25 protein-coding genes, 1 rRNA gene and 1 other annotated feature are annotated in these 23277 nt (G+C 31.2%); of the genes, 19 read left to right on the top strand and 7 right to left on the bottom strand.

The features are described 5' to 3' along the window. The first annotated feature begins 245 nt into the window (after positions 1 to 245). The 7 genes from ACWJKE_RS05010 to ACWJKE_RS04980 all read left to right on the top strand — a co-directional run bounded on the left by ACWJKE_RS05010 (position 246) and on the right by ACWJKE_RS04980 (position 4224). Positions 246 to 1028 carry an HAD family hydrolase gene (locus ACWJKE_RS05010; RefSeq protein ID WP_216304037.1) on the top strand — a complete coding sequence of 261 codons (783 nt, stop codon included), beginning with the start codon at positions 246 to 248 and terminating at the stop codon, positions 1026 to 1028. A gap of 252 nt (positions 1029 to 1280) precedes the next feature. Continuing rightward, the gene (locus ACWJKE_RS05005; protein WP_220320506.1) at positions 1281 to 1895 is read left to right on the top strand and encodes a TetR/AcrR family transcriptional regulator; all 615 of its coding nucleotides are present in this window, start codon (positions 1281 to 1283) and stop codon (positions 1893 to 1895) included. 15 nt (positions 1896 to 1910) lie between these two features. Next, positions 1911 to 2390: a flavodoxin domain-containing protein gene (locus ACWJKE_RS05000; RefSeq protein WP_216304035.1), complete on the top strand. Its 480-nt coding sequence runs from the start codon at positions 1911 to 1913 to the stop codon at positions 2388 to 2390. Between the two features lie 21 nt (positions 2391 to 2411). Beyond that, a complete protein-coding gene (locus tag ACWJKE_RS04995; protein WP_216304034.1) occupies positions 2412 to 2795 on the top strand; it encodes an FMN-binding protein in 384 nt (127 codons plus the stop codon). Between the two features lie 134 nt (positions 2796 to 2929). Further along, positions 2930 to 3214, top strand: a complete 285-nt coding sequence (locus ACWJKE_RS04990) for a putative quinol monooxygenase (protein ID WP_216304033.1) — start codon at positions 2930 to 2932, stop codon at positions 3212 to 3214. A gap of 42 nt (positions 3215 to 3256) precedes the next feature. Continuing rightward, complete coding sequence (locus ACWJKE_RS04985) at positions 3257 to 3892, top strand: flavodoxin family protein (protein WP_216304032.1); 636 nt, start codon at positions 3257 to 3259, stop codon at positions 3890 to 3892. 197 nt (positions 3893 to 4089) lie between these two features. Then, positions 4090 to 4224 (top strand): hypothetical protein, encoded by a 135-nt coding sequence (locus ACWJKE_RS04980; protein ID WP_258280693.1) that lies wholly within the window; start codon positions 4090 to 4092, stop codon positions 4222 to 4224. Positions 4225 to 4258: 34 nt separating this feature from the next. Here the strand turns inward: ACWJKE_RS04980 and hydE are convergent, their stop codons facing one another. Then, on the bottom strand, positions 4259 to 5302 hold the full coding sequence (hydE, locus tag ACWJKE_RS04975) for a [FeFe] hydrogenase H-cluster radical SAM maturase HydE (RefSeq protein ID WP_216304031.1): 1044 nt from the start codon (positions 5300 to 5302) through the stop codon (positions 4259 to 4261). Between the two features lie 315 nt (positions 5303 to 5617). On the opposite strand from hydE, the gene ACWJKE_RS04970 reads away from it, so the two are divergent. Both ACWJKE_RS04970 and ACWJKE_RS04965 read left to right on the top strand, forming a co-directional pair. Beyond that, positions 5618 to 5848 carry a glutaredoxin family protein gene (locus tag ACWJKE_RS04970; protein WP_165414326.1) on the top strand — a complete coding sequence of 77 codons (231 nt, stop codon included), beginning with the start codon at positions 5618 to 5620 and terminating at the stop codon, positions 5846 to 5848. Between the two features lie 413 nt (positions 5849 to 6261). Continuing rightward, positions 6262 to 7779, top strand: a 16S ribosomal RNA gene (locus ACWJKE_RS04965). 322 nt (positions 7780 to 8101) lie between these two features. On the opposite strand, the gene ACWJKE_RS04960 is transcribed toward ACWJKE_RS04965, so the two are convergent. Then, positions 8102 to 8191, bottom strand: a complete 90-nt coding sequence (locus ACWJKE_RS04960) for a hypothetical protein (protein ID WP_253198288.1) — start codon at positions 8189 to 8191, stop codon at positions 8102 to 8104. Between the two features lie 330 nt (positions 8192 to 8521). On the opposite strand from ACWJKE_RS04960, the gene ACWJKE_RS04955 reads away from it, so the two are divergent. After that, complete coding sequence (locus tag ACWJKE_RS04955) at positions 8522 to 8662, top strand: hypothetical protein (RefSeq protein WP_216304289.1); 141 nt, start codon at positions 8522 to 8524, stop codon at positions 8660 to 8662. 113 nt (positions 8663 to 8775) lie between these two features. Here ACWJKE_RS04955 and ACWJKE_RS04950 read toward each other — a convergent pair whose 3' ends face one another. The 5 genes from ACWJKE_RS04950 to ACWJKE_RS04930 all read right to left on the bottom strand — a co-directional run bounded on the left by ACWJKE_RS04950 (position 8776) and on the right by ACWJKE_RS04930 (position 14622). After that, complete coding sequence (locus tag ACWJKE_RS04950) at positions 8776 to 9288, bottom strand: tryptophan transporter (RefSeq protein WP_216304290.1); 513 nt, start codon at positions 9286 to 9288, stop codon at positions 8776 to 8778. A 280-nt stretch (positions 9289 to 9568) separates the two neighbouring features. Continuing rightward, positions 9569 to 9819: a binding site (T-box leader), on the bottom strand. Positions 9820 to 9980: 161 nt separating this feature from the next. Then, on the bottom strand, positions 9981 to 10943 hold the full coding sequence (uvsE, locus tag ACWJKE_RS04945; RefSeq protein WP_216304291.1) for a UV DNA damage repair endonuclease UvsE: 963 nt from the start codon (positions 10941 to 10943) through the stop codon (positions 9981 to 9983). 908 nt (positions 10944 to 11851) lie between these two features. Next, positions 11852 to 13096, bottom strand: a complete 1245-nt coding sequence (locus ACWJKE_RS04940; RefSeq protein WP_258876403.1) for a HAMP domain-containing sensor histidine kinase — start codon at positions 13094 to 13096, stop codon at positions 11852 to 11854. A 229-nt stretch (positions 13097 to 13325) separates the two neighbouring features. Beyond that, positions 13326 to 14009 (bottom strand): response regulator transcription factor, encoded by a 684-nt coding sequence (locus tag ACWJKE_RS04935; RefSeq protein ID WP_216304293.1) that lies wholly within the window; start codon positions 14007 to 14009, stop codon positions 13326 to 13328. 151 nt (positions 14010 to 14160) lie between these two features. Beyond that, complete coding sequence (locus tag ACWJKE_RS04930; RefSeq protein ID WP_216304294.1) at positions 14161 to 14622, bottom strand: DUF4342 domain-containing protein; 462 nt, start codon at positions 14620 to 14622, stop codon at positions 14161 to 14163. A gap of 188 nt (positions 14623 to 14810) precedes the next feature. Here ACWJKE_RS04930 and ACWJKE_RS04925 point away from each other — a divergent pair, with 188 nt between their 5' ends. The 9 genes from ACWJKE_RS04925 to ACWJKE_RS04885 all read left to right on the top strand — a co-directional run bounded on the left by ACWJKE_RS04925 (position 14811) and on the right by ACWJKE_RS04885 (position 23084). Continuing rightward, positions 14811 to 15872 carry a CdaR family transcriptional regulator gene (locus tag ACWJKE_RS04925; RefSeq protein WP_216304295.1) on the top strand — a complete coding sequence of 354 codons (1062 nt, stop codon included), beginning with the start codon at positions 14811 to 14813 and terminating at the stop codon, positions 15870 to 15872. Between the two features lie 109 nt (positions 15873 to 15981). Continuing rightward, entirely contained in the window at positions 15982 to 17232 is a 1251-nt protein-coding gene (locus tag ACWJKE_RS04920) for a GntP family permease (protein WP_216304296.1), read from the top strand. Between the two features lie 88 nt (positions 17233 to 17320). Then, positions 17321 to 18454 (top strand): glycerate kinase, encoded by a 1134-nt coding sequence (locus ACWJKE_RS04915; RefSeq protein ID WP_220287656.1) that lies wholly within the window; start codon positions 17321 to 17323, stop codon positions 18452 to 18454. A gap of 373 nt (positions 18455 to 18827) precedes the next feature. Further along, on the top strand, positions 18828 to 19178 hold the full coding sequence (locus ACWJKE_RS04910) for a hypothetical protein (RefSeq protein WP_220287658.1): 351 nt from the start codon (positions 18828 to 18830) through the stop codon (positions 19176 to 19178). A gap of 218 nt (positions 19179 to 19396) precedes the next feature. After that, entirely contained in the window at positions 19397 to 20842 is a 1446-nt protein-coding gene (locus tag ACWJKE_RS04905) for a DEAD/DEAH box helicase (protein ID WP_165413493.1), read from the top strand. Positions 20843 to 20977: 135 nt separating this feature from the next. Continuing rightward, positions 20978 to 21184: a transposase gene (locus tag ACWJKE_RS04900; protein WP_165413494.1), complete on the top strand. Its 207-nt coding sequence runs from the start codon at positions 20978 to 20980 to the stop codon at positions 21182 to 21184. 393 nt (positions 21185 to 21577) lie between these two features. Continuing rightward, entirely contained in the window at positions 21578 to 21904 is a 327-nt protein-coding gene (locus ACWJKE_RS04895; RefSeq protein WP_165413495.1) for a hypothetical protein, read from the top strand. Between the two features lie 290 nt (positions 21905 to 22194). Beyond that, positions 22195 to 22617 carry a DMT family transporter gene (locus tag ACWJKE_RS04890; protein ID WP_220287660.1) on the top strand — a complete coding sequence of 141 codons (423 nt, stop codon included), beginning with the start codon at positions 22195 to 22197 and terminating at the stop codon, positions 22615 to 22617. A 17-nt stretch (positions 22618 to 22634) separates the two neighbouring features. Further along, positions 22635 to 23084 carry a DMT family transporter gene (locus tag ACWJKE_RS04885; RefSeq protein WP_165413497.1) on the top strand — a complete coding sequence of 150 codons (450 nt, stop codon included), beginning with the start codon at positions 22635 to 22637 and terminating at the stop codon, positions 23082 to 23084. Positions 23085 to 23277 lie beyond the last annotated feature (193 nt).

Genomic DNA, 23277 nt, shown 5'->3' with positions numbered 1-23277 from the left:
CACGCACTCTCGTGACTTCAGTCATGAGTTAGTGGCGGACGCATATGTCGAAAAAAATATAGATAAATCGTTATACATGATTATTTTATTTATAAACATATGTTATTATAAATATATCAAATAAAAAAACGGAGTAATAACATGTGAGTAAAATATATCATGGTAGAGGGTATGTTTATTCCATTCAAATCACAGGCTCTAAGGAGTTTTCGTGAATGCTCTGGTAAACAAAGGAGAAAATACTTATGGTAAAACTCATCGCAACAGATATGGATGGTACCTTATTAAATGACAATGGAAATATAAATGAAAAAATATTTGATTTAATACATATGTTTAATGAAAAGGATATAAAATTTGCAGCAGCAAGTGGCAGATTTTACTCTCAACTAAGCAAAAATTTTGAAAAGGTCAATACAGATATGATATTTATTGCTCATAATGGAGCCCTTGTTAAGTATAATAATAAGGGTAAGACGTTGTATTCAAGCAGTATTGATAGAGAAGAAATAGACTCTGTGGTGAATTTAAATCCAAAGCTAGGAGAGGAATTATTTTTAGCTGGAGAAAATGAGGCATATATAGTAAATCCATCAGAAGATATGTTGAATAACTTTACATCTTTTGAGGTGCCTGTGGTAATATTAAAATCTTTTAGCGAAATAAAAAATCCAATATATAAGATTACTTATTATATGACTGATGGAGTTAAACCATCTATAGTGGATTATATAAAGGGGAATTTGAGTGATAAGCTTGAATTTGTTGTATCCGGCGACAAGTGGATAGATATAATGAACAAAGGTATAAGCAAAGGAAAGGCTATAAATATGATTCAAGAAAAATTTAAAATAAATCAAAAGAACACAATGGTTTTTGGGGATTATTATAATGATTTGACTATGTTTAAAGCAGCACATTATAGTTATGCAATGAAGAATGCTCCAGAAGATGTGAAAAAACATGCTAACTTTATTGCAGGAAGCAATAATGAAGATGGCGTTTATAATGTAATAGCTTCTTTGTAGAAATAAATGCTTTTTATACAATTAGTTAATGAGTTTAAAACAAAGCATAGCCTTTCCTAATAATGGGAGAGGCTATTTTTGGCTGACTCTGTAAGTTATTCGTTGAAGTTCTAGAAATCTCTTTGGATCGTCATTACGCAAAAATTATATGTTTCAATCTATTTACTTATAATCAAGACAATGGTAAAATTACATTAAACGATGTTTAATATAATTACAGTGATTAATAAAACATTAACTATTGGAGGGATTATGGGAATAACAGAAAGAAGACAATTAGAAAAAGAGATCATAAGAAAAAAAATAATAGATGCCACAAATGATATATTAGTGGAAGAAGGCTATGAAAATTTATCTATTCGTAAGATTGCTAGTAGGATTGAGTATTCTCCAGGTATTATTTATCACTATTTTAAGGATAAGGCTGAAATAGTGTCTTTTGTTGTAGCGGAAGGGTATGGAAACATATTAAAAATTATAAGTGAGATTCCTATAGATACTGAAAACCCAGATAAGACAATAGTAAATGGGATGAGGTCTTATATTGAACTTATGCTAGAAAATCCACAGCAATTTAGGGTTGTTTTAATGAATGATATTGAAACTATACAAGAAAAGGTAAATATGCTGCAGGAGGGTATTTCAAAGGAAAGAAAAAGTATACAAGGGCTTTGTAAGTTAGTAGAGTTGGCGATCAGAAAAAACATTTTCAGAAAAATGGATATTGAGCTTACTGCACAAATAATATGGACATCTACTCATGGGCTTGTTTCTAGATTAATATTAGAAAAAAATATTACTAAGCAACAAAAAGAGAGACTTATAAATCATCATTTTGAAATTCTTATTAATGGATTATTAAAATAAAGGGGGGGGGCAAGTATGAAAACAGTTATTATTTATGCATCTAAGCATGGTTGCACAGAAAAATGTAGCAATATTTTAAAAGGTAAGCTACATGGTGAAGTGAAAATTGTAGATATAAAAAAGGAAAGTATGCCGGAAATGATTTTGTTTGATAACATTATTATCGGCGGATCAATCTACATGGGGAGAATTCAAAAGGAGGTAAATTCGTTTTGTTTAAAAAATATTAGTGCATTAAAAAAGAAGAAACTTGGATTTTTTATTTGTTGTATGAGTGAAAATGAGATGGCAGAAAAACAGATACACACATCTTTTCCCGAAGAATTGTTAACAGATGCAATTGCAACACAATACTTCGGAGGAGAGTTCATATTTAAAAAAATGAATGTCCTTGAAAGATTTATTATTAAGAAGATTAGTAAAACTAATAAGGATACATCAACGCTTTCAAAGGAAAATATTAATAAATTTGCACAGGTAATAAACAATGGTTAAGTTGAGGGAGGGTGGGATTAAATGAAGAAAATTTTAAAAGTTACAGTATCTATATCCATTCTCCTATTTTTAATTGCTATAGTCGGAGTGCTTTTTGTTACTCGTGGGCTCGAATCGGGTATCAATCTAGTCGTTAATGATGTGAATTTGTCATCATTAAGTGATGGAATGTACAATGGGAAATATAATGCTGGAAGATGGTCTAATGAGATGAATATAATAATTAAAGAACATAAAATTATTAAAATAGATGTGGTAAAGGATGTTTTTTTCTCAAAACCAGAGGTTACAAAAGCCCTGCTAAGTAAGGTTCTAGAAAAACAAAATACTAATGTAGATGTTATTTCAGGGGCAACAGTAACTTCCAAAGCATATTTAAAGGCTATTGAAAATTCATTAAAGTAAAAAAACAATGCAACATTTCATACCTTTTGGTAAGTTATATTACAAAAAAATGTGTACTTGTTCTATGTTTTTTAATGGCGTATACTTTCAAGTAGAAATGTATTTAATATAATACTAAGGAGTGTGAAAATTTAATGATTACTATAGTCGCAAAAAATTCAATTAAACAAGCCAAAGTAGAAGAATTCAAGCGTTTAGCAGAAAAACTTATAAAAGAAAGCAGAAAAGAAAAAGGAAATATATCGTACAATTTATATCAAGACGCTAACAAATGTAATGTATTAACATTTATAGAAGAGTGGGAAAATGAAGATGTAATTAAGAGTCATAACATCTCAGAACATTTCACTAGCATTGTTCCCCAATTTGAAGATTTACAAGAAAGTCAGTCAGAGGTTAATTTATATAAATTGATATAACAAAATATTTTATTCGGAGAATAAAATTAGGAGGTAGAATAAATGAAAGTTGTAGCTATTAATGGTAGTCCCAATAAAGAAGGAAATACTTATCATGCAATAAAAATGGTTGCAAATGAACTTGAAAAAGAAGGAATAGAAACGGAAATCATTCATGTAGGTGGCAAGTCAATTAGGGGATGTACTGCTTGTAATCAATGTGCAAAAAATAAAAATGAAAAATGTGTGCTTCCAGGTGATGATGTTAACGAGTGGATTCAAAAAATGAATGGAGCAGATGGAATAATTTTAGGATCTCCTGTACACTACGCATCAATTGGAGGAACTATGAAATCATTTCTAGATAGAGCTTTCTATGTTGCGGGTAATAATGAGGGAATGCTAAGACATAAAGTTGGTGTTTCCGTTATTGCTGTAAGGCGTTCTGGTGGAATTCCAACTTTTAATCAGATAAACAATTATATTAATTATTCGGAAATGTTAATGCCAACTTCGAATTATTGGAATGTTATTCACGGTACAAGCCCCGGTGAGGCATTACAAGATGAAGAAGGGGTGCAAATTATGAGAGTGCTTGGGAAGAATATGGCATGGCTTATGAAATTAGTTGAAAATGGAAAAGAAAATATTAAAGCGCCAGAAAGAGAAGAAAAAATATTCATGAACTTTATTCGCTAATAGAGTGTTCTATAAGATGGAAAAGAACTGCTTAATTTAAATTGAGCAGTTCTTTTCCATTTTGTTTACAGAATTAGATCTATTACTCCATTTACTAATTTTGAAGTTGTTTTAATATATTGAAGTTTTAAAAATCAAAAGTATAGAATAAAAACTACCTTTCTAGGATAATATAATCTTAGAAAGGGGAGTTTTTAATGCCAAATAAAGCTACAAAAATGAATATACAGCATGATTTAAATAAAAAACATAATAAGCCTGGAATTGTGGATGCAGAAGGCGAACCAGTCAATAATAAACCAATAAAAGAAGCTAAAAAAACATTTCGTTAAAAAAAGGGCCTTAGGGCTCTTTTGCATTGTAAAATTACTTAGTAGGTTGATCTCCTCTAAAACCATAATTAGTTGAAATCGTTCTTCCAATACTATTAACCTTACCGGTTATGCATCCACGACAATGAGCGGGAGTATCCCCAGTACATATTTTACCTGGGTACAGTGCATAATGCTTTCTGTATTCGCCTTCTGTAACATTAGGCATAACTACATTGGCGCCGCTTTGCAGAGCCATTAGTCTTCCATTTTTGTTTAAGGACTCCATAGCAGTTGTCGCAGGTATGTTAATGTCTGGTAGGAGCAAACGTGTTATAGCCATAACTTTAAGGGCCATAGTTAGCTCCTTACCCTTGGCAGTTGCAAGTGGGGTGTCTTCATTTGGAATAAAAGGACCTATGCCTAGCATGTCAGCATTTATTTCTTTGAAAAATAATATATCATTCGCATAGGACTCTATAGTTTGGTTTGGGAGACCAACCATAACACCAGTTCCAACTTCATAGCCTAATTCTTTTAATATCGTTAAGCAATTCAGTCTGTTTTCGTGGCTCATGCCTGGGTCTATATCTTCATATAGGTTTTTATCCGTTGTCTCAATTCTTAAAAGATACCTATCAGCACCAGCGTCTCTAAAAGCTTTATATTCATCATAAGTTTTTTCACCTATACTTAAAGTTAGAGCTAAATCTAAAGCCTTTATTCCCTTTATTATTCTGATAATTCTATCTCTTGTGTAATAATCATCTTCACCACCTTGAAGTACTATAGTTTTATAGCCAAATGACTTAGCTTTAGTGGCAAAGTCTAAAATTTGTTCCTGCGTTAATCTGTATCTAACTAAATTTTTATTATCTCGTCTTAGTCCGCAGTAATGACAATTTCTTTTGCATATATTCGTAAATTCAATAAGTCCTCTAAGATGAACTTCATCCCCTAAATATTTTTTTCGAACTTCATCAGCTGCATTAAATAGTTCTTGGTCTATATCATTGCAACTCAAAAGAGCAATGATTTCTTCTTTACACAATTTATGCTCTGTTTTTGCCATGTTTATTATTTCTAATAATTTCATCATTATCGGTTATCTCCTTATATTTATTATTGTAGTTATCTAGAATATAAAATAATTATAAATTATTTTGTCACTAACATATAGTGTTAAGACTATCATAATATTATAAATAATATATGTAAATATAAAAGAAGAAAACATATTAATAAATTTAGACCATACTAGTTAAATAAGAATTATTATTAATACGATTTAGTAGTTATTGTAAAAAAACAGCATCTAATATTATTGACTTAAGAAAAGAAAGGTGCTACTATAAAAATAAGTTTAATTATATGCAATTTAAGTTAAAAAACAAGAATAAAGGAGAGGTTATTTATGAATAAAGTTGAGATTTATACAAGCAATGCTTGTGGATTTTGTCATATGGCTAAGGAGTTTTTCGAAGAAAATAATATTGTATATATAGAGCATAATATTTCTGAAAATTTAGAAGCAAAAAAAGCGCTTATAAAAAAAGGCTATAGGTCTGTACCGGTAATAGATATAAATGGAGAAGAAATGGTTGGGTTTGATAAGGAAAAAGTAGTTGCTAAACTAGGCCTATAAAAGTAATAAAATATATATGTTACAAAAAGAAGCTGATAGGCTTCTTTTTTTGTAGCAATTACTTCTAGGGGAGATGACAATTATCAATTGTTATTATTTCACTTATAAAAGTATGGGATTTACTTATAAAATGTTGCTAAACATCTAAAAACAAATAAAAGTGTTGACATGTACAATTTTAACTGATAGAATAGTAAATGTAGTCACTTGTTGACGAATGTATAACGTAAATTGGTCTTTGAAAATTAAACAGAGAAATAGGTAAAGATAGCGAAATAATATTTCGTTAAACCAGTTAATTACTTTAGTATAAAGTAAAATTTAGTCATAAGACTAAAAGTATGTAATGAGCTTGCGAATCAACTTAACAGTTGTCGCAGATTAATCATTTCAACTAAAAAAGTGTAAACTTTTAAATTGAGAGTTTGATCCTGGCTCAGGACGAACGCTGGCGGCGTGCCTAACACATGCAAGTCGAGCGATGAAACCTTTCGGGGTGGATTAGCGGCGGACGGGTGAGTAACACGTGGGTAACCTGCCTCAAAGAGGGGAATAGCCTCCCGAAAGGGAGATTAATACCGCATAATATGTTTTGGTCGCATGATCGAAACATCAAAGGATTTTTCTTCGGAAAATTCCACTTTGAGATGGACCCGCGGCGCATTAGCTAGTTGGTGAGGTAACGGCTCACCAAGGCGACGATGCGTAGCCGACCTGAGAGGGTGATCGGCCACATTGGAACTGAGACACGGTCCAGACTCCTACGGGAGGCAGCAGTGGGGAATATTGCGCAATGGGGGAAACCCTGACGCAGCAACGCCGCGTGAATGATGAAGGCCTTCGGGTTGTAAAGTTCTGTCTTCTGGGACGATAATGACGGTACCAGAGGAGGAAGCCACGGCTAACTACGTGCCAGCAGCCGCGGTAATACGTAGGTGGCAAGCGTTGTCCGGATTTACTGGGCGTAAAGGATGCGTAGGCGGACATTTAAGTCAGATGTGAAATACCCGAGCTTAACTTGGGTGCTGCATTTGAAACTGGGTGTCTAGAGTGCAGGAGAGGTAAGTGGAATTCCTAGTGTAGCGGTGAAATGCGTAGAGATTAGGAAGAACACCAGTGGCGAAGGCGACTTACTGGACTGTAACTGACGCTGAGGCATGAAAGCGTGGGGAGCAAACAGGATTAGATACCCTGGTAGTCCACGCCGTAAACGATGAATACTAGGTGTCGGGGGTCGAACCTCGGTGCCGCCGTTAACACATTAAGTATTCCGCCTGGGGAGTACGATCGCAAGATTAAAACTCAAAGGAATTGACGGGGGCCCGCACAAGCAGCGGAGCATGTGGTTTAATTCGAAGCAACGCGAAGAACCTTACCTAGACTTGACATCCCCTGCATAACCCAGAGATGGGCGAAGTCCTTCGGGACAGGGTGACAGGTGGTGCATGGTTGTCGTCAGCTCGTGTCGTGAGATGTTGGGTTAAGTCCCGCAACGAGCGCAACCCTTATCATTAGTTGCTACCATTAAGTTGAGCACTCTAGTGAGACTGCCCGGGTTAACCGGGAGGAAGGTGGGGATGACGTCAAATCATCATGCCCCTTATGTCTAGGGCTACACACGTGCTACAATGGTGAGTACAAAGAGATGCAAGACCGCAAGGTGGAGCCAAACTCAAAAACTCATCCCAGTTCGGATTGTAGGCTGCAACTCGCCTACATGAAGCCGGAGTTGCTAGTAATCGCGAATCAGCATGTCGCGGTGAATACGTTCCCGGGCCTTGTACACACCGCCCGTCACACCATGAGAGTTGGTAACACCCGAAGTCCGTGAGGTAACCGTAAGGAGCCAGCGGCCGAAGGTGGGATTGATGATTGGGGTGAAGTCGTAACAAGGTAGCCGTAGGAGAACCTGCGGCTGGATCACCTCCTTTCTAGGGAGTAGATGTATTGATTTCGGTCGATGCAATAGAAGAATGTTAATTTGTTCTTCAAAAATATCTATTGTAATTAATCGTACCTAATTCTCTGTTTAATTTTGAGAGACTAATAGTCTAAAAATGTAATGAACAATTATAAAAGCGCTATTTGGTGTTTATAGTTGCTCATTACATTTTTTTGATTAGGTTAATAATATGTAATGAGTACGCGAAGTATAACTTTAACACTTATATGAAAAAAACATAAAAAAGCAAACTTTCACAAGATAGTGGAAGTTTGCTTTTTTATGTTTAATAAATACTCAAAATAGATTCATTAGTAATCAAGGGTTAAATTGCCTACGGAAGTAGCTACTGTCTTTGAAGTTAACCACTCATTTGTTGCAGTACTATCATAAAAATACAAGGCTCCTTTAGTTGGGTCTGTTCCTTTTGAAGCTTCAGATGCTGCTGTGAACTTTGAACCCTATTTACGGCTACAGCTCCAGGTGTGCTCTTCGTAATGCTTTGTAGAGTGCCTTGTGGTGCTAACTTGTCCACTTGATGGGATGCTTGAAATTGTAAGTGCGTCCCTAGGGTAAATAGTATCGTTCCATTTATCATTTGCACTAATACTAATTTAAAAAATTTTACTTAAAAACATATAATTAATGTATTTTTGTAAATACTATATGTAGAATAGTTAGAAAATACAATAAATGTTTAGATATCAAAATAAGCAAAAGGAGATGTTATTTTGGGTAACGATAAGAATAGAGAAGTGAGAAAAGAAAAGCAAAGTGAGGATAAAAAAACTTTTACGAGTGAAGTTCAAGAATTCCATAAACCAGAGGATTATGAAGATGCTTTTAAAGGATACTATCCAAAACAAAAATAAGTCATAATATCTTTAAAGTTTCAATAAAATGGAAAATAAGTTTTTAAGGTAAAATAAAACAATATATATTTTAGATTAAAGAATCAAGATCTTAGAGCTTGATTCTTTAATTTTTAATAGTTTATAAATAAATTCTTAATTGCTGGGTTACTTATAATAAGTTTATGTAGGGAAAACCCGATAAAAGAATTAATCACTGAAGTAGGAAGCACTATGGATACGAAGAGGATTAAAAAAGGTGCAGGTAAAGCAAATAGAATAAGAGCTGAACCAAGAAAAATACTTCCACTTATTATAGTTCCAAGAAAATAAATGCACCCTAATTTAAGAGGAGAATTAGGATTGAGATACTTATATAACCCGTATATAAGTATTGAAGTTATAACCTTATCTATAATGTTAGGAAGTTGGCCGCCTGGAAAAGTCGTAGATAAGGCACCTAAAATACCTGCTACTATTCCTGTAATAATGGTTATCTTAAGATCTTTAGTTAATGTTAGGGACAAAATCATAAATACTAATAAAAAATCTGGTTTCATTCCTAAAAAGATACCTGGAACAATTTGATGCAATATAAGACCGATTGCAAGTAATAGAGACGTTATTATTAGTTTATTTGTTTTCATAAAAAAAGCTCCTTTTCAAAATAATTTAGAGTTAAATCATCACCTACGGTGTTGCACAGCTTCGAAGAAGATGAATTGAAGACTTCAGAACGAGATTTATACTCCCTATACAGTTTTATTTTTGTTATAGTATAGAACGCCCACTCATAGGAGTGGGATACTTTCCTTCTGAAATGTCGTTAAATGGTTTATTATTATTTTAAAAGCAAATATCTTTCAGAACATCAAATTAACCACCACCTTTACTTTATTATTTAAAATAAAAAAAACCTTCGCCCTGTATTAGGGCGAAGGATATTCGCTGTACCACCTAAATTATGCTACAAAAAAACTAAACATATATTATAATTCGAGCACTGAAATGCTCTAGCCCTTTTAACAGTGGGCGTCCGGTAACTACTACTCTCAAAATTTGATTTCGGGTTACTTCTAGCAGGTCCATTCACTAAAGTTATCAATACTGAGATTACACTATCCTCAGCTCTCTGAATTTGCATGACTTTAACTACTATTCCTGTTCAACGAATTTATTATTATAATAATAGCATTAAAATTATTAAATGTAAACAATTTTTTCATTAAGAATTATTTACATTTGATAAGAAACGACTAAGATATGTAAATGATTTTACATAAAGAGAAGACTTCAACAATATTTCTATTGTTGAAATCTTCTCTTTTATAAATCTGTTTTATTGAAATTCTAAAGTACTATTATCAAGCCAAGTCCACTCAGGTTTAAAAACTCTTACATCCTCTAAAAGTTGATTGAAAGCCAAATCTGCTTGTTTTGCCTCTAATAGTATATCTAAGTCTATTCCTAAAGGAATACATTTTTCAATAAACTCGATGAATGATGCTGCATCAATGTTATCAGCATGCTTTTTATCTTTTTCACTAGTTTTTGGGCTTGAAAAATGTACTTTTGGTGCTAAAGGCTCACCTTCCCAAGTAGAAAATATATCTTTCAACATAGGTTCTAGTTCATCACCACCGTTGTTGCAGTTATGATGATGTACATCTAGTACCATAGGCACATTTATTTCTTTGCATATGTTTAATACTTCTTTAGTAGTAAAGCTTTTATCATCATTTTCAAATACTAATAACTCAGTTATTTCCTTTGGTAAGTTATTGAAATTCTTAAAGAATCTTTCTGTAGCAGCGAGCTTTCCGCCTTCTTTACCACCAATGTGTAATACCATTTTTCCTAAGGGATAGTTAATATCCTTAAAAAGATTGGCGTGGAATTGTAGATTTTTTGCAGTAGCTTTTATTACTTCTTCCTTAGAACTATTTATGACATTAGATTCATCAGGATGAGTATCTACTCTTAAATTGTTGTTGTTAATAAAATTTCCAAGCCATTCAAAATCCATTTTTAAAATTCTTCTAAATTCCCAATCTGTAACTTCAGGATGAGTTGCTAAAGGGATTAAAGCAGAAGTTATTCTATAAAAATGGACATTGTTTTTTACAACGTATTCTAGAATTTTATGCAAATCATTAACGTTTGATACAGCTACCTTTTGTAGCTTTTCAAGCTTATCTCTAGCCGTCGATTGTTTGGTATATGTAGAAAAAGTTACTGTGCTAGCAGAAGTTATCTTTGCTGACTTTAAGGCAGTAGCCACGTAGCCTAATCTTATTTGCATAATATCACTCCTCATATAATATAGTTATAAATTTGAATATAAATTAAAACATCTCTACTAACCGATATTTTTTAATATATTTTAATAAGCATAATTTTATAGCAATAAAAGTACAATAGCGAAGATAATTTACTATTGTAAAAACGTATTAAGTAAAGGTTTAAAAATTTGCTAATGAGATAAATCCCATATTTCAAAAGTTATAAACAATATTTAAACGTTCCTTAAAAACATCTTATTAAATAAATATAATATCTGAATAGATTTAATAATAAACTCAAATTTAATCATATCACATAATCATAGTGTATGTAAAACAATATAAACTATGATTTAATAAATATTTGTATATTTTAGAGAATTTCATTATAAAAAAGATAAAAACACAAATGTAAGAGAATTTATTTTATGAAATTTTAAAATTATGGTTTTTTATAAAAAGCATATAAAACACTAAGCTAAATGAAAAAAGATAACACTTTGTTTAAAAGATAACATACTTTCATTTTGGCATAAATTAATAATGATGAAAAAAATTTGATGTTATTTAGAATAAAACCCATATATAATCGTTTTCAGAGAATTTTAAAGTATTGTAGGAGACTAATTGATACTAAAGCATAATAGAATGGTAAAAAAATCATAAAAACTATTTACAACTATCATAAAATTGTGATATAATTAACATGCAAACAAGAACCCAAACATTTATAAGTAAGATCTGAAGATTTAGTGATGAATTGAAGAGTTAACTCATTAAAAAAAATTAATTAATCAGATAAACTTTAAAAGCCAATCTTGAGGAGTTTATTACAACTAATATACAAAAAAAGCAGCAGTACATGAAAGTGAACTACTGCTTTTTGAATTATACAATTAATTGTAGTAATTATCATCTCTTTTTTATGTTATAATTTATTCTTTATTGGAAGTCCAACCCTTATAGTTGTCCCCATTTTAGGTTTGCTTTCTACTATAATGGAGCCGTTATGTTCACCAATAATCCATTTCGCAATAGATAAGCCAAGGCCTGTTCCGCCACTTTCTTTTGCTCTTGATTTATCACATCTATAAAATCTATTAAAAATATAGGGGAGATCTTCTTTAAAAATACCTATTCCCGTATCTATAATTTCAATTACTAAATTATTTTTTCTAATATAGCTATTTAACTTAATACTTCCACCACTTTGAGTATACTTTATGCTATTATCAATGAAAATTCGTAATGCTTGTTTTAATAATTTTTTATCTGCATAAATAATTACAGTTTCATTAATATCAGTTGTAATTTCATGATGGCCATCAATTAGTTTTGTTTCTTTTACGATTTCAAATACTAATTGATCGAAATAAAATTCTTGTTTGGAAAGTCTTTGAGTATTTTTGTCACTTCTTGCAAGGAAGAGAAGTTTTTCTACTAATTGCTGCATATTTTCAGACTCGCTTTTAATAGCGATTATAGATTCGTCGAGTACCGCTTTGTCATCTTTTCCCCAACGGGACAACATATTTGCATAGCCTTTTATAACGGCTATGGGAGTTCTGAGTTCATGGGAGGCGTCTGATACAAATTGATTTTGCATTTCATAGGAAATTTGAATGCGATCCAACATTTCATTAAAGTTTTCGGCTAGCTGTTTTAACTCATCGTGAGAATTGCTAACGTTTAGCCTCTTTTCCAAGGCATTAATTGAAATAGATTTTGTGGTTTCTGTCATACTTTTTATAGGCAGAAGCATTTTTTTACTTGCTTTAGAGCCAATACCTAATGTAATAATTAAAGAGAATATATTTATTATGAAAATAATAAATGCAAAAACATCCCAATATTTGTTTTCATTTTCTAGATTTTTAGAAAGTTGAAGGAAAAATATTTTATTGTTCTGGTCTAACTTAGTAGTAACAAAAACAAGTTGTTGATTTGTTTCATTTGTAGCTGGGTTAGGTGAGCTATCTTTATTAAAATATACATTTTTTTTATCCTTTTCAGTAGTTAAAAGAAGACTTTCTTTTTCATCAAAAATACTGAAGGTTACATATTTTATATTAGAAAAAATATCAACATTAATGTCCTGAGGGTCTTTGTTTAATTTAGCATATTTAATAGCTACTGCACTATATTTAGTAAGTTCACCCTTAGCTTCATTCAATAGATAGAATCTAAAGCCTATAATTAAACCAACACTTAAAAGTAACAGTGTAATAGAAAAAATGAGAGTATAGACTGCAGTCATCTTAAAACTAATTGAAAATCTTAGCAGTTTATGTATTATGCGAGATAATTTTTTCAATAATGTTGGCATAAACAAAAGGATTATTCTAATTAACTTAAAAATTAACCGTAATGATTGTAATAAGAGCTTAAGGATAGATTTTAAATTATTCATCTTTTAAAACATATCCCACCCCTCGCACCGTATGAATAAACTTCAAGTTAAACTTATCATCTATTTTACTTCTTAAATATCTAATATATACATCTACTACATTAGTATCACCCATATATTCATATCCCCATACAATATCTATGATTTTATTTCTTGTAAGAACAATATTTTTATTATCCATTAGGTACTTAAGTAAATCAAATTCTGTCTTAGTTAGTTCTATAGAGTTATCCTTAAATGTAACCACATGTTGATCTAAGTCTATGGTCAATTCTCCAATAGACAATATATTTCTGCTTTCATTGAATACAAGTGTTTTTTTTAATGCTGTTCTTATTCTTGCAAGTAATTCTTCAATAGCGAAAGGCTTAGTCATATAGTCATCGGCACCTATGTCAAGGCCCATAACTTTATCCATTATTTCATCTTTCGCAGTAAGCATTATAATAGGAACTGAGGACACTTGCCTAAGTCTTCTTAATACCTCAAGGCCATTTAAGGAAGGCAACATAACATCAAGGATTACGAGATCAAAAAAATCATTAATGGCCTTATCTAAACCCTCACGTCCGTCATGACATTGCTCAACAATATAACCCTCATACTTTAATTCTAACTCAAGAAACCGTGCTATTTTTATTTCATCCTCAATTATTAAAATCTTTTGCCCACTCATATATAGACTGTACCTCCAAAATATATTATATTAATAGCTTTATTATATATTATTTCATATATAATTACAGACAATTAACTACATATTTTAAATTTTTTAAAAAACCTACATTGATAAGGTGTAGGTTTTTAGTATTTTATTTTCGTGTGCCTTATTCAGTTTTCATTTCTTCGGTAATTTTTGTAGTCACCTTATTAACAGCAACAGACATCTTATCAAAAATCTTGTTTGCTTCTGAATCTTCATTGTTTTTCTTTTGAATTCTTATTTTATGATTAGTTGCTAAGGCTAATATTAATGCTCCAATTACTAGGGGGAAAGCTACTATAGTTATTATAATGGCTAGTGTTACACAGATATTTAATACTACAGCATCATCTTTTTTAACTATTAGCTTTGTTTCATTGGCTTTTTTAATAAGATTTTTTACCTCTTTAAAAAAAATGCTTTCACTGCAAGGATTCTCCTCCGCTTTAATTTTGTTTTGCTTTTCAAGATATACTAAAGCTTCAATAAGGTCTCCGGCACTTTGCTCTAAGGCGTTTTTAGCATCCTCATAACTTACATTAGCTCTTTTTCTTAATTCATCAATTTGTTCTAAATTTATTGACATTTTAATTCCTCCTCGTTTTTATTTGTTTTCTATGTTTTCATTATAAGATTGGAGGATTAAAGATTTATTAGTAGAACGTTAAAATTACATTAGAAATTTAAATTTTAGGTCTTGATTTTAGAATAACATTGAAAATTGGTGTAAAATATTAATATCAGTATATATTTTAAGAATGGAGTGATAAACATATGATTACGCTGACAGAGCAACAAGCACAAAGTATAGTGGATAGAATGATGAATGTAATACCATATAACGTAAATATAATGAATGATAAGGGAATGATTATTGGAAGTGGAGATAAAAATAGACTTTATAAGTTGCATGAGGGAGCTATGGAAGCTATATCTAATAAAAAGATGATTGCAATTTCAGAAGGTGGATTATGTACAAAACCAGGAGTAAATACGCCAATAATTTTTCAAGACAAAATCATTGGCGTTATAGGGATTACAGGTGTACCAAAGGAGGTTCGCCCTTTTGTTGAGTTGGTTAGAATAACTGCGGAACTTCTAGTAAATCAGGAGTACGTTTTATGTCAAAGAAAAATTAATGAACAGCTAAAAGAGGAGTTTTTATATGAATTAATTTATCTAAACAATGACTATAGTCAGGATTTTAAAGAAAGAGGAGATTCTTTGGGAATTGATGTATCTATTCCAAGGGTAGCTGTGGTTTTAACTTTTAGAGAGGACTACATGGGGAAAGTAAAGAGTAAATTAATGAATTTTTTAAGGAATGATGAATTTTATTTGAAATTAAATCCATCTACTATAGTAACTTTTATGTATTACGATAGTTTTGTTACTAAGAGATTAGAAAGGTTCTTATGCAAAGAAGAGGACTGTTGCTTTCAAATAGGAATAGGATATAGTGAAAATATTTTCGGTACATCATTTAAGCAAGCAACGAAGGCACTTGGAATTGGGAAAAAAATTGAAAGCAAAAGAAAAATTTATTTATACAAAGATATAGCCTTTATTTCATTGTTATCAAGTTTTAAAGGAAATAATGATATGAAAAAAATAATCGAGAATTTAGAAGCTGAGAATCAATTAAACTTACTATCGACATTAAGTACTTATATAAATATGAATGGACAAGTAAATAAAAGTTCTGAGGAACTTCATATTCATAGAAATACATTGAATTATAGGTTAGATAAAGTTGAAGAAGTTACTGGGAAAAACCCAAAAAACTTTATTGACTTGTTCCAATTATATACTGCGTATATCTTATCCAAACTATAATTGTTCATATGCACAAAAATTATAGTTTGATTATTAAACAAATGCCTAATGTTTATTTTTTTGAATTCGTTTACAATATAAAAAAGAGAACAACAGAGGAGGAGTTAATATGCAAGTAACCGCATTAGGCGCAATTATTGCACTTATATTAGCAATTTTTTTAATAATTAAAAAAGTTCATCCAGCATATGCCCTTATATTAGGTGCATTAATAGGTGGTTTAGTAGGTGGAGTAGGACTAACAAACACTGTAGTATTTATGATTGATGGTGCAAAAGGTATAATGCCGGCAATCCTTAGAATACTTACTGCCGGAGTTTTAGCAGGAGTCCTTATAGAATCTGGTGCTGCTGCAAAGATTGCAGAAACTATTGTAGATAAAATAGGAGAAAATAATTCTCTAGTAGCACTAGCACTCGCAACTTTAGTACTGACATCTGTAGGAGTTTTTGTAGACGTAGCAGTTATTACAGTAGCACCAATAGCGATGTCTATTGCCATTCGTGCTAATTTATCTAAATCATCGATTCTTATTGCTATGATAGGTGGGGGAAAAGCAGGAAATATTATGTCTCCTAATCCTAATGCTATAGCAGCAGCGGATGCATTTAAAGTGCCATTAACATCAGTTATGGCAGCAGGTATAGTGCCAGCAGTATTTGGCCTTATTGTTACATGCATAATAGCGAAAAAGCTAATTAAAAAAGGAAATTTTGTTGAAAAAGGCGAAGTTGATTGTGAAGTTGAGCAAAAACCAAGCTTTTTATCAGCAATTGTTGGACCAATAGTTGCTATAGTATTACTTTCTCTTAGACCTTTATTCAAAATTAGTATAGATCCACTAATAGCATTACCAATCGGAGGGACCGTTGGAGCTCTTGCTATGGGAAAAATAAAAAACTTAAATAAATACTCAATTGTTGGGTTAACAAAAATGAGTGGAGTAGCTATTTTACTTATTGGTACAGGAACGCTTGCAGGAATTATAGCTAATTCTGGGTTAAAAGATGTAATTGTGCAAGGACTTAGTGCTTCAGGCCTTCCTGCATATGCATTAGCGCCTATAGCAGGAATATTAATGTCTGCGGCTACAGCATCAACTACATCTGGTACTGCAGTAGCAAGTACAGTATTTGGTGGAACTATATTAGAACTAGGAATCTCACCTCTTTCAGCAGCGGCAATGATTCATAGTGGAGCAACAGTTTTAGATCATCTTCCACACGGGAGTTTTTTTCATGCAACAGGTGGAAGTATATTTATGGATATGAAGGGAAGATTAAAACTTATACCATATGAATCATTAGTAGGTTTAACTATGACTTTAGTGTCAACTATAATATTTGGAATAATGAAATAGAGCTCTAAGTAATTGATTATAACAATTAATAATAAAGAATATCTCACAGGTTTAAATTAGTAATTCACTTTGGAAAGGATAGATATATATGAAATTTGTGTTAGCACCAGATTCATTTAAGGAAAGTATGACAGCAAAAGAAGTAGCGGAGGCCATGGAGAGAGGAATCAAAAAAATCATTCCACATGCGGAATGTGTGAAGGTTCCAATGGCTGACGGTGGAGAAGGAACGGTGCAGTCTCTTGTAGATGCAACAGAAGGTGAACTATACAAAACGCTGGTTAAAGGACCCCTTGGTGATGAAGTTCTAGCTACATTTGGAGTGCTTGGAGATAAAAAAACAGCAGTAATTGAGATGGCTAGCGCCAGTGGGTTGCATCTTGTGCCTAGGGAAAAAAGAAACCCTCTTTTGACTACAACTTATGGTACGGGAGAATTGATTAAAGCGGCTCTTGATGCAGGTGTTAACCATCTGATTATAGGAATAGGCGGTAGTGCCACAAATGACGGCGGTGCGGGAATGATACAAGCACTTGGTGGAAAGCTCTTAACAAAGGATAATGAAGAGATTAATTTAGGCGGTGGATATTTAAATCTTCTTCATAAGATAGATTTAAATGGACTAGATAAGAGGATAAAAGATACTAAGATTGAAGTAGCCTGTGATGTTACTAATCCTTTAACAGGCAAAAATGGTGCTTCTTATATTTTTGGACCACAAAAGGGTGCAACAGGTGAAATAGTTAAAATTTTAGATGATAATTTAAGTCATTATGCAAAAATTATAAAAGAACAGTTAGGCTTAGATATTGAAAGTATTCCTGGAGCAGGAGCAGCGGGGGGACTAGGTGCAGGGCTTCTTGCTTTCTTCTGCGCAGAACTTAAAAGGGGAATAGATTTAGTTACGAAGCATACTAATCTCAAAGAAAAAATGCAAGATGCAGATTATGTATTTACTGGAGAAGGAAGCATAGATGGACAAACACTTTATGGAAAAGCACCTCTTGGAGTGGCTTTAATAGCTAAAGAATATAATATACCTGTTATTGCATTTGCAGGACGAATAGGTGATGGAGCAGAGGCTTTATATGCACATGGAATAAATTCAATAATAGGCATATTATCAGAAGCTGAAACAATTGATAAGGCACTTGAAAAAGGTCCGGAAAATATTGAAAGAGCTAGTGAAAATGTAGTTAGAATTATTTTACTTAATAAGTAAGCTAATCTTAACAAAATAGTAATTAATAACTCCTTAAGGGTTTATTAATTACTATTTTGTTGTTTTTTAAGAAAAATTTTCTTAAAAATTGTAATTTTTATTAACCAATATCTGCACCAGTGAATATAGTATAGTATAATAAAAAATATGAATTATATAGTATATTTAGCTCATTAATAAAACAAATTGTAAATTTATAATAAAGACAAATTCAACTATGAATCCGATTTATTAGTACATATATCAACGCATAAAAATTATGACCACAATATATTTTAGTGATATATGTATCTATAAAAGTATGAATAACTTATAAATCGGTATCTGTGTGTATCGTCTTATTCTAAATTTATACAAAAAGGAGTTTTATAAAATGAGTAGAGATGAAAATAATAATAATAATAACTGTGAATGTGAATTATGTCATTCTATTAATGCAGAACCAGTAAGTATAGAAAAACATGGTGCAAAATTATTAACTGTAAGAATACAAGTAAATAACGTATGCTTTGGCAAAACAGTAGCTGTTGCATGTATTATATATGATAATGCTGGTAGAATAATCACTTTTAGAGGGTTTACTACAATACTATGTAAAGAGGATGAATGCAATCAATGTGGTACGATTAGACGTAAACTTGTGTTTGTACTTCCAGATGATATTGAAGAGCCAGAAGAAGTAGACGTACGTATTGCAGCTAATTATTTATTTCCATGTGAGTAAAATAACTATGTAACTATAAAAAGAGATAATGAAGATTTAATCTTCATTATCTCTTTTTTTATTAAAACTAGTCGCATGCAAATAAATAAATTTGTCGAATATTAAAACTTATAATAGAAATTATAAGCTTAAACATGGTATAATATAAACTTATGAGTTGAAAATATATTTAAGTTATACTTAAAAATTATATATGGAACAAAAGAAAGGAAGTTAAAATGAGTAACATAAAATTTGAGGAATTTAATATTAGTGAAGAAATATTAAAAGCAATTAATAATTTAGGATATAAAAATCCTTCAGAGGTTCAGGCTGCGGTAATACCTATAGCCCTAAAAGGTAATGATATCATAGTAAAATCACAAACAGGTAGTGGGAAAACAGCTGCTTTTGCTATTCCACTTTGTGAAAGTGCAGATATAGAGGAAACAGAGCCTCAAGCATTAGTATTAACACCTACTAGAGAACTAGCTCTTCAATTGAGCCAGGATATAACACAAATAGGTAGATATAAGAAAATTAGAGCCGTAGCTGTTTTTGGTAAACAACCTATAGAAATGCAAAAGAAACAGTTAAAGCAAAGAGTGCACGTAGTAGTAGGTACGCCAGGAAGAACCTTAGATCATATTGAAAGAGGAACTATTAATTTAGACAAGATAAAATATTTAATATTAGACGAAGCAGATGAAATGCTTAGCATGGGATTTATAGAACAAGTAGAAGAGGTTATCAAAGCTGTTCCTAAAAATAGAGTTACTATGTTATTTTCAGCTACAATACCAGAATCTATTGAAGCAATTTGCATGAAATACATGGTGAATCCTGTTAAAATAGAAATAAACCCTGAAAAATTAACCGTTGAAAAAATTGATCAAGTTTGCTATGAAGTAGAGGAAGATAAGAAGCTCAGTTTGCTTAAGAGAACGCTTTATGTTGAAAATCCAGATTCATGTATAGTATTTTGTAGAACAAAAGAAAATGTTGATGCAATAACAAATCAAATGAAAAATCGCCATTATTCATGTATTAAGATACATGGAGGGTTACTTCAAAATGATAGATTAGATGCTATGGAAAGATTTAAAAAAGGTGAATTTAGATTTCTAGTGGCTACGGATGTTGCTGCTAGAGGTATTGATGTAGAAGATATAACTCATATTATAAATTATGATTTACCCTTAGAAAAAGAAAATTACGTGCATAGAATAGGAAGAACAGGACGTGCAGGCAAAAAGGGAAAAGCTATAACTTTTACAACGCGTCATGAAAAAAGATTTTTACAAAACATAGAAAACTATATTGGTATGGAGATACCTAAAAAACCAATTCCATCAAAGGAAGAGTCTGAGCCATATAGGGAAGCATTTTATGAAAAAAATGATGCCAAGCCTATTATTAAAAAGACTAAAGCATCTAATTTTAGTAGCGATATAATGAAAATATATATCAGTGCAGGTAAAAGGAAAAAAATAAGAAATGTAGATATTGTAGGAACTATTTGCAATATTGAGGGTGTTAGTGTTGAGGATATAGGTATTATAGATATTCAAGATAGTTTCTCTCATGTAGATATCATGGCTGGAAAAGGCAAGTTAGTATTAGAAGCCCTTAAAAACGGGACAATAAAGGGAAAAACAATTAGGGTAGAAAAAGCAAACAAATAGTACTTAATACTATAGAATGCAAAATGAGGTAGATAATCTAATTATCCACCTCATTTTTATATTAAATCATCTCCTGCGGAGCTGAAGTATTAACGACTTCAGAAGGATATTTATACTCCCACTGAAGTTTTCTGTTTGATAGCGTATAAAATGGCTGAAGATAATGGATTTACTGTAGTTTTAATGAGTGGTGACTTAGACCATATTCATTTATTAATAGAATTCATTACTCAACAATATATTCCTGATATAATGAAAGCATTAAAAGGAGTATCGGCTAGATTATTAATTAAAGAATATGGAATAATACTAAAGAAGAAATTATGTGGAGGCCATTTATGAAGACCTTCATATTTCGCTGCAACAGTAAGTGAGATATAGAAGAAGTTTGCTAATATAATATAAACAAAGCGGGTAGGAAGTATCCCAAATTTAACACCCATGGAGTTAGTAGGTAACGAGGACGATGATGTGGGAAAATCTAAGAGCAATCTTAGAAGCATGTGACTTCAGTCATGTGAGCTTCACGCGATAATATATATCTTAATGTTATAGATTAAACATAGAGTTATAAAATTGTTTTTAAATACAATTTAAATACTCTTTAATATGTGTTAAAATATAAAAGTTGTGGGAAAGATTTCGTCAAGGTAACTTAAAAAAAACAAACAACTAGGTAATATTAAGTATTATATAAATTATCAATAATATTACTTGTTAAAAAGGAGAGCTATAATGAAAACATTTCAAGATTTAGTAAATGAGACTTTAGATGTTCAAGATTTAGAGGAATTAGAATCAGCAGCAGATTTATTTCAATTTGGTATTGAAAAAGGATATTATAATAAGCGCCAAGCAGATCAATTTAACATTACATATTGGAAAATGAAAAATAAGTGCTTAGCTTATGAAGTTGCCAAAGAAATAAAAGGTAATAAATTAGATATAATTACCATGGTTACTAGTGCCCCAACTGAAATAAAAGACAATATGCGTGAGCTTATAAATTATGTAAATGGGAGAGTTAAGGCATTAAAGGGTAAAATGAATGGGAATAGATAGCATTGCTATTTTATAAATAATAATGAACTAATTGAAGTTAAGTTAATAATCATCTGTGCAGCTCCATTTGGGAATAAAAGGTATATAATATTATAAGTGAATAAGCTTATAGGAATATATGCAAGAAGGGTATATATTTATATATAAATATATACCCTTTATTCGTATAAATCCCCTGCAAGTTTTTCTAATGCACTTGTATTTAGATTGGAAATGGTGTGTTTTTTTTAATTTCTATGGTAACCTTATAAAAGGGACATATAAACAAATTAAAGAGTGGAGGAAATTAAATGTATAAAGCATCTGCGGTATTTATAGGTATATTAATTGCTATAATGGTGACTTTTAATGGGATTTTAGCAAATTATACAGATCAGTATGTATCAATATTAATAATTCACATAGTTGGACTTATTGCTGTTATTACTGTTTTATTATTTAAAAAAGAAAAGTTTAAGATTCCCAAAAACACTCCATTATATTTGTTTAGCGGTGGATTCATAGGAGTTTTTATGGTGTTTTTAAATAGTTTATGCTTCAATTTACTTGGCGCTTCTCTAACTTTATCATTAGGTATATTTGGACAATTAGTATTAGCCTGCTTTATAGACCATTATGGTCTATTTGGTTTAAATATTTATAAGTTTAAAAAGAAAAAAGTTGTCGGTTTTTTTATAATATTTTTAGGGCTAGTCACAATGATAATATATTAAATGGGAGATGGGGAAGTATGTTGTATATAATTTTAGCAATTTTATGTGGCTGTATTACTATAATATCCATGATTGTAAATTCACATCTAGCTAAAGAAATAGGGATTTTTCAAGGAACCCTTATAAACTATATTGTAGGATTATTAAGTACCATATTACTTATAGTTATAGTGAAAACCACTGTAAACACATCACTTAGTAGTTACACTACAATACCAGCATGGGCTTTTTTAGGGGGGTTACTAGGAGTAATAGTTGTTGCAAGTTCGAACATTGTAATTCCTAAAATTCCTACTATTTATACTACTTTGCTGATATTTATGGGTCAGCTTTTTACTGGTATACTTATTGATTATTTCAGAATGGGTTTTATTTCAAAAGGGAAAATTATTGGTGGCTTATTAATTCTATTTGGGCTAATATATAATTCTAATGTTGACAGGAAAGAATTGATTGGAAAATGTTAACGATATTTTAATTCAGATTATAAGAACATGAGCAACTCCGCAGGAAATGCTTTAATATTGTAGCTGCAAAAGTGATGATTTAATGAAAACTAAGTGATTATGGAAGATAAATTCATAATCACTTAGTTTTTTTATTGGTAGTAATGTATAATAATTTTTAAAAGGTTGTTTTGATATTTAAGAAATTAATGTA

This window comes from Clostridium sp. CM036, assembly GCF_055081135.1.
Note: the sequence above shows the minus strand (reverse complement) of the source record. Positions and strands in the feature narration are given on the sequence as shown.

Bases quoted from the DNA above. Each gene is read 5' to 3' on its own strand.
- ACWJKE_RS05010 (WP_216304037.1), top strand. From the start codon at position 246: ATGGTAAAACTCATCGCAACAGATATGGATGGTACCTTATTAAATGAC.
- ACWJKE_RS05005 (WP_220320506.1), top strand. From the start codon at position 1,281: ATGGGAATAACAGAAAGAAGACAATTAGAAAAAGAGATCATAAGAAAA.
- ACWJKE_RS05000 (WP_216304035.1), top strand. From the start codon at position 1,911: ATGAAAACAGTTATTATTTATGCATCTAAGCATGGTTGCACAGAAAAA.
- ACWJKE_RS04995 (WP_216304034.1), top strand. From the start codon at position 2,412: ATGAAGAAAATTTTAAAAGTTACAGTATCTATATCCATTCTCCTATTT.
- ACWJKE_RS04990 (WP_216304033.1), top strand. From the start codon at position 2,930: ATGATTACTATAGTCGCAAAAAATTCAATTAAACAAGCCAAAGTAGAA.
- ACWJKE_RS04985 (WP_216304032.1), top strand. From the start codon at position 3,257: ATGAAAGTTGTAGCTATTAATGGTAGTCCCAATAAAGAAGGAAATACT.
- ACWJKE_RS04980 (WP_258280693.1), top strand. From the start codon at position 4,090: ATGCCAAATAAAGCTACAAAAATGAATATACAGCATGATTTAAATAAA.
- hydE (WP_216304031.1), bottom strand. From the start codon at position 5,302: ATGATGAAATTATTAGAAATAATAAACATGGCAAAAACAGAGCATAAA.
- ACWJKE_RS04970 (WP_165414326.1), top strand. From the start codon at position 5,618: ATGAATAAAGTTGAGATTTATACAAGCAATGCTTGTGGATTTTGTCAT.
- ACWJKE_RS04950 (WP_216304290.1), bottom strand. From the start codon at position 9,288: ATGAAAACAAATAAACTAATAATAACGTCTCTATTACTTGCAATCGGT.
- uvsE (WP_216304291.1), bottom strand. From the start codon at position 10,943: ATGCAAATAAGATTAGGCTACGTGGCTACTGCCTTAAAGTCAGCAAAG.
- ACWJKE_RS04935 (WP_216304293.1), bottom strand. From the start codon at position 14,009: ATGAGTGGGCAAAAGATTTTAATAATTGAGGATGAAATAAAAATAGCA.
- ACWJKE_RS04930 (WP_216304294.1), bottom strand. From the start codon at position 14,622: ATGTCAATAAATTTAGAACAAATTGATGAATTAAGAAAAAGAGCTAAT.
- ACWJKE_RS04925 (WP_216304295.1), top strand. From the start codon at position 14,811: ATGATTACGCTGACAGAGCAACAAGCACAAAGTATAGTGGATAGAATG.
- ACWJKE_RS04920 (WP_216304296.1), top strand. From the start codon at position 15,982: ATGCAAGTAACCGCATTAGGCGCAATTATTGCACTTATATTAGCAATT.
- ACWJKE_RS04915 (WP_220287656.1), top strand. From the start codon at position 17,321: ATGAAATTTGTGTTAGCACCAGATTCATTTAAGGAAAGTATGACAGCA.
- ACWJKE_RS04910 (WP_220287658.1), top strand. From the start codon at position 18,828: ATGAGTAGAGATGAAAATAATAATAATAATAACTGTGAATGTGAATTA.
- ACWJKE_RS04905 (WP_165413493.1), top strand. From the start codon at position 19,397: ATGAGTAACATAAAATTTGAGGAATTTAATATTAGTGAAGAAATATTA.
- ACWJKE_RS04895 (WP_165413495.1), top strand. From the start codon at position 21,578: ATGAAAACATTTCAAGATTTAGTAAATGAGACTTTAGATGTTCAAGAT.
- ACWJKE_RS04890 (WP_220287660.1), top strand. From the start codon at position 22,195: ATGTATAAAGCATCTGCGGTATTTATAGGTATATTAATTGCTATAATG.
- ACWJKE_RS04885 (WP_165413497.1), top strand. From the start codon at position 22,635: ATGTTGTATATAATTTTAGCAATTTTATGTGGCTGTATTACTATAATA.